The organism is Aurantimicrobium minutum, assembly GCF_029892845.1.
In the GTDB taxonomy this organism is placed as follows: domain Bacteria; phylum Actinomycetota; class Actinomycetes; order Actinomycetales; family Microbacteriaceae; genus Aurantimicrobium; species Aurantimicrobium minutum_B.
Map to the genome: position 1 here is coordinate 330,967 of NZ_JARXVT010000001.1, position 11,333 is coordinate 342,299.

Below are 11,333 nucleotides of genomic sequence, written 5' to 3' on the forward strand. Positions count from 1 at the left end.
TTCCTGGCTTCAACTAGTCAGATAAGAAAACCCCTCAACTGTGCACTGAACCCCAAAAGTTGGAGTGCTAATAGGGAGTCGTTTCTAAGTCTGTAAGGGATTGAGTCCGGTAGTCAACCGGACTCAATCCCTTCAGCTTTTCTTGCGTGCGTTCATAGTTGAACCAGTAAATCCAGTGATCTAGTTTCATCGTGAACTCGGCCATGCTTGAAAACGTGTTCCGCCTTAAGAATTCTTCTTTGAAGTGACTGAAGAAGTTCTCTGCAACAGCATTGTCATGACAGTTGCCCTTGCGAGACATCGACTGAATAATTCCCCTCGAAGCCAGAGCGTGTTGATAGGAACGGTGGCGGTAATGCCATCCCTGATCCGAATGCATCACCAACCCGCTGCCCGGCTCAAGACGTGTGAAGGCCCTCTCCAGCATTGCCGTGACTAACCCCATCGTTGGCGTGGAGGCAAGGGCGTAAGAGATGACTTCACGGTTGAATAAATCAACCACGGGAGACAAATACTGCTTCTGCCCCAACACATAAAACTCTGTCACGTCCGTGACCCACTTGCGTTGAGGCAGAGAAGCTTCAAAGTTCCTCGCGACAACATTCTCTGCCGTGTGTCCCTGCTCGCCCCGGTGAGAAGAATACGGCTTCTTCTTCCGAATTAGACTCAGACGTCCCTCTTCATGCATCAACTTCAACACTGTCTTGTGACTAATACGTATGCCATATTTATTCACCAAATCATTACGAATACGGCGATAACCATAAACACGAAAGAAGCCGTCCGAATACTTCCCCGTAATCAGTGAACGTGCCTGACTGTAGTGATCAACCCGGCCAGGTTTGCTGCGGTGATAGTAGAAAGAAGACGCAGATAACCCCACTGCTTCTAGCAACAATATGCGCGGAAACTCATGCTCTAATGATTCGACGATGGCGGCTTTTCCCAAAACCGTGGATCGCCCTCGATCATTAGAGCCTCCTGTTTTTTTAGAACAGCAACCTCCAGACGCAGTCTAAGAACTTCTTCCTCCAGCGTCTCCGGGCCAATAGTAACGACCTTCGCTCGACGGCCCTTTGGCTTTGGTTGTAATCCGGCCGGGCCATCAACACGATAAATCGCCACCCATTTATTGAAAATACTTCGATTCGAAATATTGAAACGGGCAACAACTTCCGTCGTTGACAACCCAGCAAGAAACGCCTCAACCGCATCGACCTTCAACTCGACTGGATACGTGTTGTTTCCCATAACACCCAAGCCTAGGAGCGTTCCTGCGGCATGTTTATCTCGCCAAACCCGAGATGTTGTGACAGAAATACGAAGCTTAGAGGCAACAGATTTATAGCCAAAGCCAGAACTGAAAAGATCAGCAGCCTGACGTCGAATATCTGACGTATGTGGTGATTGTTGGCCCATATGACTGAACCCCTCCTGTTAAGGACTCTCTATTACGAGTCCAACATTTGGGGTTCAGTGCACTGAGGGGCTTTCTTTTTCTCGCCGGTAGTGTGGTGGCTATGAAGGCAGTGCAGTTTGATGGCTTTGGTGAGCCTCTTTACGTTGCAGAACTAGAGACCCCAAAAGCCCCTGTTGACGGAGTAGTTATTCAGGTCAAAGCAGCAGGCCTCTGCCGTTCCGACTGGCACGCGTGGCAAGGACATGATCCCGACATCACTGTGTTCCCACACGTCCCAGGGCATGAGTTTGCTGGTGTTGTGCACGAGGTGGGCTCTGGAGTTTCGTCCCTCAAGGTGGGTGATCGTGTTGTCTTTCCGTTTGTCTGTGGCTGCGGAGAATGTGCGTGGTGTGAGTCTGGGAATGCTCAGGTGTGCCCTGATCAGTGGCAGCCAGGTTTCAGTGGTCCGGGAACCTATGCCGAGTATGTAGCTATTCCTCGCGCGGACTTTAACGCTGTTGTTCTCCCTGACAAGGTTTCTTTTGATGTGGCAGCTAGCTTGGGCTGTCGCTTTGCCACAAGCTACCGCGCCATCAAGCACGTTGCTGAGGTTCAATCTGGTGAAACCGTTGCTGTCTTTGGCTGCGGCGGAATAGGTCTGGCCGCAATCATGATTGCCGCCGCATCAGGTGCAACCGTAGTTGCAGTTGACGTGAACAACGAGGCACTTGCTCTTGCATCGCAGGTGGGAGCTACGCATGTGTTCAATGCTGCAGAAGTGGACGTCGTCGAAGCGATTCACCGTGTGATTCCTGGCGGCGTGGATGTCTCTATTGATGCTCTGGGAAGTATTTTCACAGCCAAGTCAGCGGTTGAGAGCCTACGCGTTCAGGGCCGTCACGTTCAGATTGGCTTGCTCTTGCCCGCCAAGATCGGCGACAAGGCAACGGTGCCCATGCACGTGGTTATTGCTAAAGAACTCCAGGTACTGGGCTCTCACGGAATGGCAGCAGCTGCCTACCCCGAGATGTTGGCAGATATTGCTGCCGGAATCATTGATCCCGGCACCTTCATCACCCACAGAATCCCTCTGGACGCTGTGCCAGAAGCCCTTGCTCAGATGAGCACAGGAACTGAGCCTGGTGTCACCATCATTCAGCCGTAGTGCTGAAAATTTTCGTTGATTAGTGAAGTGCTGAGTTCAGCACGATGCCCACGCCCGTGCGTGAGGTGACTTCAACGGCACCGGTGAGGGAGTTGCGGCGGAACAAGAGATTGTTCACACCTGAGAGCTCCTTGGCCTTGAGTACCGTAGTGTTCTCACCGTCTATTACGTTCACCTTGGTGCCAGCGGTCACATAAAGCCCTGCCTCAACCACACAGTCATCTCCAATGGAGATACCAATGCCAGAGTTTGCTCCCAACAGTGAACGTTGACCAATGCTGACCTTCTCGGTGCCACCACCGGAAAGAGTGCCCATAATGGAGGCACCACCGCCGATGTCTGAACCATCGCCGACGACGACACCTTGAGAAATACGGCCCTCAACCATAGAGGTGCCGAGTGTGCCTGCGTTGAAGTTCACAAAGCCTTCGTGCATGATGACGGTGCCAGGGGCGAGGTAAGCACCCAAGCGCACGCGTGATGCGTCTGCGATGCGCACGCGCTCAGGCATGACGTAGTCGGTCAGGCGGGGGAATCGATCGATTCCCTGAGCCTGAATGCCTGCACGCAGAAGCAGAGGACGCAGTTTGCTGAAGTCTTCGGGGTGGACGGGGCCTGCATTTGTCCAGACCACGTTAGGGAGCTGGCCAAAGATGCCATCTAAGTTGATGGTGTTGGGCTGAACCAAAAGGTGGGAAAGCAGGTGGAGGCGCAGATAAGCATCAGAAGTACCGTTGGCAGCCTCGGTGAGGTTGATCTCAATGGTGACGGCTTCGAGGGTGACATTACGACGAGGGTCTGCCCCGACCAGGTCTTCGATTTGTGCAGGAACGATCCACTTGTCGCGACCTTCTGGCAGCTGTCCCAGCTGGGGAGCGGGATACCAGGTGTCAAGAACCGTGCCATCGCCGGCAATTGTTGCCAGGCCATAACCCCAAGCGTGCGTGTTCGTCTGCATAGAAACCATGCCTCTAGGTTACCGGCGATAAACTTGGGGCATGTCTTCCACCCCGATGCTTGATCTCTCGCGCTCAAGCGTGGAGCTCACCGCCGACATCTGCAACATTGAGTCGGTTTCAGGTAATGAGAAGACGTTGGCTGATGCCATTGAATCGGCGCTGTCGAATCTGCCTCACCTGGAGATCATTCGCAATGGCAATGCTCTGGTGGCAAAGACCAACCTCGGCCGTGCGCAGCGTGTGGTTATTGCAGGTCACCTCGACACTGTTCCGGTCAATAACAACCTTCCTGTTCGCTACAGCGAAGATGAAGGCGCCGAGTGGCTGTGGGGCCGCGGAACAGTCGACATGAAGGCAGGTGTGGCTGTGGCAGTGAAACTCGCTGCAGAGCTCACTGAACCCGCCTACGACATCACCTGGATCTGGTACGACAACGAAGAGGTAGCTTCTGAGCTCAACGGCTTGGGTCGTCTCGCGGCACAGTCCCCTGAACTTCTGCATGGAGACTTCGCCATCTTGGGTGAACCCAGTAATTCCACCGTGGAAGGTGGCTGCAATGGCACCCTCCGCGTGGAGGTGCGCACGCAGGGCGTGCGCGCACACTCAGCACGTGCCTGGAAGGGCGAGAACGCCATTCATAAGCTTGCACCTGCTCTTGCCTCTCTCGCGTCTTACAGCCCTGCCACCGTGACCGTGGACGGCCTCGACTACCGCGAAGGCCTTAGTGCTGTGGGAGTCTCTGGTGGGGTTGCCGGCAATGTCATTCCTGATGAGGCAGCGCTAACCGTGAACTACCGCTTCGCACCCGATAAGAACGTTGCCCAGGCGCTTGCTCATGTCGAAGAAGTCTTTGCCGGATTTGATGTCGTTGTCACTGATAGCGCCGAGGGTGCTCGTCCTGGACTGACCGCCACGTTGGCACAGGACTTTGTTGCAGCGGTGGGCGCTGAACCCAGCCCTAAGTATGGCTGGACAGATGTGGCACGCTTCTCGGCGCTGGGTATTCCTGCTGTGAACTTTGGCCCCGGTGATCCTTCCCTGGCCCACACCGATGACGAGCGTGTGCTCACTTCCCAGATTCTGGAGTGCGAACGCGCTCTCCGGAGCTGGCTGACCACGTAAATGGTCTTCGGGGGATGACAAAAACTCGACTTCCGTGGTGGCTCCAAGTCACTTTGGTGTTCATGCTCGGCCGAGCTATCTCCACCGGCATGTTGCTGGTGCTGGCGAGCCAGCAAGCAGAGAACGCGTGGACCGGTGCGCAACCTTCACTATGGGATTTCTCCACCATGTGGGATGGCCGATGGTACAACATCATTGCCGAGGTTGGCTATCCACATGAGATTCCCTATACCGAGGATGGCCACATAGCCGAGAACGCCTGGGCGTTCTTGCCTGCCTACCCGGCCATCGTTCGTGGGTTGATGGTCCTGACGGGACTTCCCTGGAGCATCTCAGGTGTCGTCATCTCGGTGTTGTTTGCATGGGCAGCTTCGCTTGTCTTTTACAAAGTCTTGATCAAGTACGTGCCTGCACAGCAGGCACTCTTTGCCATCGTGCTGTTCGCCGTTTCCCCGGTCTCTCCGCTGTTCCAGCTGGCCTATGCCGAGTCCATGCAATTGTTCTTGATTGCTCTAGTGATTCTGCTCATGCAGCGCAGGCTCTATGGCTGGGTCATCCCTGTAGTGATTGTGTTGGCACTGACGAGACCTGGTGCTTTAGCCGTGGCATTGGCTATTGGCCTGCACTGGATCTATCGCTTTGCAAAGAGAAAGCGCTCACGCTTCCCCACGCGAGAGCGTGTGCTGCTGGCATTCGTCGCTTTTGTTTCTGCTGTGGCAGGGTTTGCCTGGATGTTCATTGCGGGTTGGGCAACAGGAGTGCCAAACACCTATCTCGACACAGAATTAGCATGGCGCTCTGCCTACATCGGGTACCAAGAACTCGTCCCCTTCACGCCGTGGATTCATGCTGCTCAGTGGTGGACTACGAGCTTTGGCTATCCCGAAGTTGGTGGATACATTCTGCTCGGTGTTCTCGTGGTGGGTTTCTTTGTATTCCTCTTCACTCCTGCGGTGAAAAAGCTGGGCGTGGACGTGCGATTCTGGTTGGCCAGCTACGCGCTCTATGTCTTGGCAGTGTTCTTCCCTCAGTCCAGCACCTTCCGACTCCTGGCCCCTTTATTCCCGGCTTTAGGAGCTCTCGCAGCACCGAAGTCCAAGGTCTATCGCGTAATCATGGTGGTGCTGTTCATCGTGCTCCAGTGGGGCTGGCTCTTGATCTGCTGGCGTATTGACGGATACGACTGGAGTCCGCCCTAAAACCTGTCCGAAACAACGGATTTCGTAGCTGTTTGAGCCCTTCATGTGGTTTTTGGGCACCAAACAATACGGGATAATAGAAGGACACAAAGTAAGTGAAAGGGGTGGCCTAAATGGCTGCAATGAAGCCACGGACCGGCGACGGACCCATGGAGGCTGTCAAGGAAGGTCGCCTCATTATTGTGCGCGTTCCTCTCGAAGGTGGTGGCCGTCTGGTCGTCTCCGTCAACGACGCTGAAGCGAAGGAGCTTCACGACGTTTTGGCCAAGGTAGTTCCTGCCTAGCAAACAACTTCTTCGGGAAACCGAATAAGAAAACCCCCGCTCACAAGAGCGGGGGTTTTCTTATGAAATCAGGAGCTATGCAATCTTGGTGAACTGCAGCAGACCATCTCCGGCGGGGGAGAGAGCAACCACGATGTTTTCAGACTCGGTTGCCTCGGTGAGCACGCTTCGGAAGCCAGCAATGACGCCCGCGCGCTTAGCGGGGTTCGCGATGTCGCCGTCCTGCAAGATGTGAGGGACGAGAACAGTTCCACCCACACGGACCAAGCGCAGAGCGTGTTCAACGTTCTGCGCAACCTGTGCAGGGTCGCCATCCACGAGAACGATGTCGTAGCTGTTCTCGTTCATGCGAGGAAGAACGTCCAAAGCCTTACCCGTGATCAAGCGCACGCGGCTTGCAGGGTAGCCAGCTTCGGTGAACAGCTCACGAGCTTGCTCGTGGTATTCAAACTCAGGGTCGATCGAGGTCAACGTTGCCTCAGGAGCGCCAGCCAAGAGCCACAGACCGGAAAGACCGAGACCTGTGCCGATCTCGATGATGTTGGTCGCGTTGGTTGCTGCAGCTACGAGCGCAAGCTGTGCTCCGACAGCAGGTGAAATCACGTTCACGCCGTGCTCAAGTGAAATAGAGCGGGCTTTAGCCTGGGTGCTCGACTCAACATCAAATTCGTTGAGGAACTTCCACGTTAGTTCGTTGTGTGTCACGTCAGTCTCCTTGCTTCCCAAGCGTAGAGCTATCCCTGTGTTTAGGCGCGGTAGTCTCGTAGTGTGTTTGGTTTGACCTTCGAGAAATTACTCCTGATTGGAGTGATTGCTGTCTTCGTTATTGGTCCCGAACGCCTGCCTGCTTACTCGGCAAAATTTGGACAATTCGTGCGCAAGCTCAAAGAGATGAGCTCGGGAGCGAAAGATCGCATCAAAGAAGAACTCGGTGACGATTTTGATGAGGACGAGTGGAAGAAACTCGACCCTCGCCAATACGACCCACGCCGCATCATTCGTGAGGCGCTTCTCGACGATGCCCCTGCTGCCAAGGTACCTGCCGCAGCTGCACCTGTCGTGAAGAAGCCTGTGGTGCGAGACACCAATGCCTCCACGCCTTTTGACCTGGAGTCGACCTAAAGCCTCATTGGCGTGCGGATTCTGCTTTATCTGCTGGCAAGAAAGTCATTTTCAGTCCCAAAGCGTGAGTCAGTCGAAACAGGGTTGTAGCTGTGGGATTCCCCACTCCTCGTTCAATACGGCTGATTTCGGCTTGCTGAATGTCTGCTTTGAGAGCTAGTTGGGGTTGGGTTAGCGCAAGTTCTTTTCGAGCCGCGTTGAGGGTGGCTCCCAGTTCCTTGCGGTCGTGGACTTCCTTCTGAAAATCAGCAGAAACTGCTTCGTAGAGTTCCCATTCAGCTTCTGTCCAGGATTTTTGGCTCTCCTGCATCAAGACATCAAATGAAATGGTCTGTGTTTTTCTTTTGCCCATACTCATAATTATGTGATTAAACACTTTTTTACTCAACTCCTTTTCCAACGTTCATGAATTTTTCTAGCTTTGGCAATTTCACGCTGCTGGCGTTTATGGGAGGGATCTCGTTTTTTGTCATATCCATGGTGAATGACGATCATTTTGTCGCCATAGAAAGTGCAAAATATGCGAATCAATACTTGAATATGCGCTTGAGGTTCTGTTCGAATGTGAGACATTTTTTGAGCATGCTGTGAAATTGCGTTGAGAGATTTCCCTATCCTAAATTCGTAAAGACCACCTCCTAACGGTTTCCCCCATTCGCTGGCGCAAATTCCAATACCTTCTTTACTCAGGATCTGGGTAATTGCTGAGGTGATGACAACACGTTCGTATTCGGGAAGTGAGAGATAAAATTTACTGAATTCTCCGTTCTCAATTTCAACAGACCAATCTGACATAGAGGTTTCCTTTGATGTTGAGCTGGAAAGAGAAAGCTCAACATTGGCAGGTAATGAATATCCTCATCACTGCATTCGAAATGCAGTGGGCAGATTATGCAGAAAGCAAATGTGCAGGACTAGTGCGCTCGGTGACAACCAGCTAGATGGTCATCGACCAGTCCCGCTGATTGCATCAATGCATACATCGTGGTGGCGCCCACGAACTTGAAGCCCAGTTTCTTCAGCGCTTTGCTGAGCTGTTCAGACTCGGTCGTCACAGCAGGCACTTCTGCGAGTGTTTCATAGCGCGCCTGATCATCACCGGCGCAGGCATTGGCGCGCTGCCTCGACATCGGCTGGAATGACCAAATCAGGTCATGTAAGGCGCCAGGGGACTGAGCAAGCATTGACTGAGCCACCTTGGCATTCTCAATCGTCGCCACAATCTTGGCTCGATTACGAATGATGCGCTCATCTTGCATCAAGCGCTCCACGTCGTCATCTGAGTAACCAGCAACCGTTGAGATGTCGAAGTTGGAGAAGGCTTCGCGGAACCCGGGGCGACGCTTGAGAATGGTGATCCAGCTGAGTCCTGCTTGGAAAGCTTCTAGAGAAAGCTTTTCAAAGAGCTTCTGGTCGCCCAGGAGCTTCACGCCCCACTCTTCATCGTGATAGCGGATGTATTCGGGATCAGTGCCCACCCAACCGCAGCGAGCGAGACCGTCTTCGCCAATCTCGAGATTGTTGTAGGCCATTACTTGTAGTTGATGCCCTCGATGTCCAAGAGCTGAATCTTGGTCGGAACACCTGAACCACCGGAGTAGCCGGTGAGCTTGCTGTTGCCAGCCAGGATGCGGTGGCACGGAACAATAATCGGCACAGGGTTGGCTCCCACGGCACCTCCCACAGCACGCGCGGCTTTGGGATTACCGGCCCGGGCTGCAAGGTCACCATAGGAGGCATGTCCGCCATAGGGGATTGCAAGAAGCTCATGCCAGATGGCCTGCTGGAAAGGTGTTCCCACCAACTTCACCGGAACGTCAAAGTCGTGACGCTTACCTGCGCAGTATTCGCCGAGTTCTTTGGTGGCCTGCTTAATCACCTTGTCGGGCTCACCAGGGCGTCCACCGTGCTGCAAGCGCCCGTGGGGAGAACCCTCGACGCCTTCAATGCTGAGAAAGGTGATGGCTTCGCCATCGCTGGTTAGCTCAATGCGACCCAGCGGTGACTCAATCGTGGCAAAGGTGGAGGTCATACCTACAAAGATAATGGGGCTGCCACCGCAAGCGGTAGCAGCCCCATTGGGATACTGACATCAGGTAGTGGCGACGAAACCCTACCGAGCCAGAGTGTTAGACGATCTTTGCGCCTTCCTTGAGGACACCCTCAAGAATTTCGCGGATCTCAGTGAACTCCTTGGGTCCAATAGTCAGCGGTGGAGCAAGCTGAACTACGGGGTCTCCACGGTCATCTGCACGGCAGAACAGACCTGCGTCATAGAGAGCCTTGGAGAGGAAGCCACGCAGCAGACGCTCGGACTCGGCGTCGTTGAAGGTCTCCTTGGTGGCCTTGTCCTTGACGAGTTCGATTGCGAAGAAGTAACCGTCACCACGCACGTCACCGACGATGGGGATGTCGAGCAGCTTCTCCAGCTCTGCACGGAACAATGGCGAGTTGGTGCGCACGTTCTCGTTGAGCTTCTCTTCTTCGAAGATGTTGAGGTTCTCGATGGCAACAGCTGCCGACACGGGGTGACCTGCGAAGGTGTAACCGTGAGGGAAGTAGCTGGTTCCCTTGGAGAAGGGCTCGTAGATCTTGTCGGAGATGATGGTTGCACCGATAGGGGAGTAACCGCTGGTCATACCCTTGGCGCAGGTGATCATGTCGGGAATGTAGCCATAGGCGTTGCAGGCAAACATTTCACCGATTCGACCGAATGCACAGATAACCTCATCGGAAACCATGAGGACGTCGTGCTTGTCGCAGATCTCGCGCACGCGCTCCATGTATCCGGGAGGTGGTGCGAACGCGCCACCGGAGTTCTGAACGGGCTCAAGGAAGACAGCTGCAACAGTGTCGGGACCTTCGAACTCAATCATCTCTTCGATGCGGTTTGCTGCCCACTGACCGAATGCGTAGAGGTCGTCAGCGTGCTGTTCAGCGCGATAGAAGTTGGTGTTGGGAACGCGGAAGGTTGAGGGAACCAGTGGCTCGAACATTTCCTTCATCGCAGGGATACCGGTGATCGACAGAGCACCCTGAGGGGTTCCGTGATACGCAACAGAGCGAGAAATCACCTTGTGCTTGGTGGGCTTGCCCATCTTCTTCCAGTACTGCTTAGCCAGCTTGAAAGCGGTTTCAACAGCTTCACCACCACCGGTGGAGAAGAAGACCTTGTTCAAATCACCAGGTGCGTAGTCAGCGAGGCGGTCAGCCAGCTCAATAGCGGAAGGGTGTGCGTAAGACCAGATGGGGAAGAAGGCGAGCTCTTCAGCCTGCTTGGCAGCAGCCTGAGCCAGACGCTTACGTCCGTGGCCAGCGTTCACAACGAACAGACCGGAGAGGCCATCGATGTAGCTCTTGCCCTGGATGTCGGTGATCATGTGACCGTCACCCTTGACGATGATGGGCACACCGTTCTCGTGCATGACCGACTGACGTGTGAAGTGCATCCACAGGTGGTCGTTGGCCTTCTTCTGAAGGTCCTTGTTGTCATAAACAGGTGCTACATAAGGCTTCTCTGCCTCAGTTGCAGCTGCGGGTGTTGCAGCAGGAGTGGACGATGCAGCGTGAGCTGCATTCTTGGTTTTCCGAGAGGTGAATAACGGCATTTTTTATCGCGTTCCCCAGTTATATAACTGTTTGTGGAGCTTGAGGTATACGAAGGTTTCGGTTGAAACCACTCCCTCAAGCTTTCGGATCTGTTCGTTGAGAAGATTGATGAGATCTTCATCTGACTCACAGACAACTTCAGCCATGATGTCGAATGACCCGGCGGTGAGCACCACGTAATCGACGGCTTCTAATGCAGCCAGCTTGTCGGCGATGGCGCGGGTGTCTCCCGAGCAGCGCAGGCCGATCATTGCTTGGCGGTAGAACCCGAGTTGCATGGGGTCGGTTACGGCGACCACCTGCATCACGCCAGCTTCGGTCAGCTTCTGCACGCGCTGGCGCACAGCAGCCTCAGAAAGACCCACCGCCTTGCCGATTTCGGCATAGGAGCGGCGACCGTCTTCTTGCAACTGTTCAATGATGGCCTTGGACACATCATCGAGCTGCGCGGCGCGAGTCTTAGAGTTCATGCGC

15 protein-coding genes are annotated in these 11,333 nt (G+C 54.2%); 5 read left to right on the forward strand and 10 right to left on the reverse strand.

Features of this window, described 5'->3' with window-relative positions:
• Window positions 1–67: 67 nt before the first annotated feature.
• Window positions 68–949, reverse strand: coding sequence for an IS3 family transposase (locus M2118_RS01580; RefSeq protein WP_280793938.1), 882 nt, complete (start codon window positions 947–949; stop codon window positions 68–70).
• Window positions 919–1,419 (reverse strand): helix-turn-helix domain-containing protein, encoded by a 501-nt coding sequence (locus tag M2118_RS01585; protein WP_280793939.1) that lies wholly within the window; start codon window positions 1,417–1,419, stop codon window positions 919–921. Before M2118_RS01585 ends, M2118_RS01580 begins: the two co-directional genes overlap by 31 nt.
• Before the next feature lie 101 nt (window positions 1,420–1,520).
• Between M2118_RS01585 and M2118_RS01590 the strand changes: the two genes are divergently transcribed.
• The gene (locus M2118_RS01590) at window positions 1,521–2,564 is read left to right on the forward strand and encodes a zinc-dependent alcohol dehydrogenase family protein (protein WP_280794210.1); all 1,044 of its coding nucleotides are present in this window, start codon (window positions 1,521–1,523) and stop codon (window positions 2,562–2,564) included.
• 19 nt (window positions 2,565–2,583) lie between these two features.
• Here M2118_RS01590 and dapD read toward each other — a convergent pair whose 3' ends face one another.
• Window positions 2,584–3,522: a 2,3,4,5-tetrahydropyridine-2,6-dicarboxylate N-succinyltransferase gene (dapD, locus tag M2118_RS01595; RefSeq protein ID WP_280794387.1), complete on the reverse strand. Its 939-nt coding sequence runs from the start codon at window positions 3,520–3,522 to the stop codon at window positions 2,584–2,586.
• A 40-nt stretch (window positions 3,523–3,562) separates the two neighbouring features.
• Between dapD and dapE the strand changes: the two genes are divergently transcribed.
• The 3 genes from dapE to M2118_RS01610 all read left to right on the forward strand — a co-directional run bounded on the left by dapE (window position 3,563) and on the right by M2118_RS01610 (window position 6,128).
• Window positions 3,563–4,645 carry a succinyl-diaminopimelate desuccinylase gene (gene dapE, locus M2118_RS01600; RefSeq protein ID WP_280794211.1) on the forward strand — a complete coding sequence of 361 codons (1,083 nt, stop codon included), beginning with the start codon at window positions 3,563–3,565 and terminating at the stop codon, window positions 4,643–4,645.
• A gap of 14 nt (window positions 4,646–4,659) precedes the next feature.
• Window positions 4,660–5,844: a hypothetical protein gene (locus M2118_RS01605; protein ID WP_280794212.1), complete on the forward strand. Its 1,185-nt coding sequence runs from the start codon at window positions 4,660–4,662 to the stop codon at window positions 5,842–5,844.
• 113 nt (window positions 5,845–5,957) lie between these two features.
• The gene (locus M2118_RS01610; protein WP_110233974.1) at window positions 5,958–6,128 is read left to right on the forward strand and encodes a DUF3117 domain-containing protein; all 171 of its coding nucleotides are present in this window, start codon (window positions 5,958–5,960) and stop codon (window positions 6,126–6,128) included.
• Between the two features lie 75 nt (window positions 6,129–6,203).
• Here M2118_RS01610 and M2118_RS01615 read toward each other — a convergent pair whose 3' ends face one another.
• Window positions 6,204–6,833, reverse strand: a complete 630-nt coding sequence (locus M2118_RS01615) for an O-methyltransferase (RefSeq protein WP_280794213.1) — start codon at window positions 6,831–6,833, stop codon at window positions 6,204–6,206.
• 63 nt (window positions 6,834–6,896) lie between these two features.
• Here M2118_RS01615 and M2118_RS01620 point away from each other — a divergent pair, with 63 nt between their 5' ends.
• A complete protein-coding gene (locus M2118_RS01620) occupies window positions 6,897–7,250 on the forward strand; it encodes a twin-arginine translocase TatA/TatE family subunit (protein ID WP_280794214.1) in 354 nt (117 codons plus the stop codon).
• 4 nt (window positions 7,251–7,254) lie between these two features.
• On the opposite strand, the gene M2118_RS01625 is transcribed toward M2118_RS01620, so the two are convergent.
• The 6 genes from M2118_RS01625 to M2118_RS01650 form a co-directional block, all read right to left on the reverse strand.
• Window positions 7,255–7,638, reverse strand: coding sequence for a helix-turn-helix domain-containing protein (locus M2118_RS01625; protein ID WP_280794215.1), 384 nt, complete (start codon window positions 7,636–7,638; stop codon window positions 7,255–7,257).
• A complete protein-coding gene (locus tag M2118_RS01630) occupies window positions 7,635–8,045 on the reverse strand; it encodes a hypothetical protein (protein WP_280794216.1) in 411 nt (136 codons plus the stop codon). The genes M2118_RS01625 and M2118_RS01630 overlap by 4 nt, the downstream gene beginning before the upstream one ends.
• A 119-nt stretch (window positions 8,046–8,164) precedes the next feature.
• Entirely contained in the window at window positions 8,165–8,782 is a 618-nt protein-coding gene (locus M2118_RS01635; RefSeq protein ID WP_280794217.1) for a DNA-3-methyladenine glycosylase I, read from the reverse strand.
• A complete protein-coding gene (locus M2118_RS01640; protein WP_280794218.1) occupies window positions 8,782–9,282 on the reverse strand; it encodes a methylated-DNA--[protein]-cysteine S-methyltransferase in 501 nt (166 codons plus the stop codon). The genes M2118_RS01635 and M2118_RS01640 overlap by 1 nt, the downstream gene beginning before the upstream one ends.
• A 97-nt stretch (window positions 9,283–9,379) precedes the next feature.
• A complete protein-coding gene (locus tag M2118_RS01645) occupies window positions 9,380–10,858 on the reverse strand; it encodes an aspartate aminotransferase family protein (RefSeq protein ID WP_280794219.1) in 1,479 nt (492 codons plus the stop codon).
• A 3-nt stretch (window positions 10,859–10,861) separates the two neighbouring features.
• Window positions 10,862–11,329, reverse strand: a complete 468-nt coding sequence (locus tag M2118_RS01650; RefSeq protein ID WP_110233958.1) for an Lrp/AsnC family transcriptional regulator — start codon at window positions 11,327–11,329, stop codon at window positions 10,862–10,864.
• Window positions 11,330–11,333: the final 4 nt, after the last annotated feature.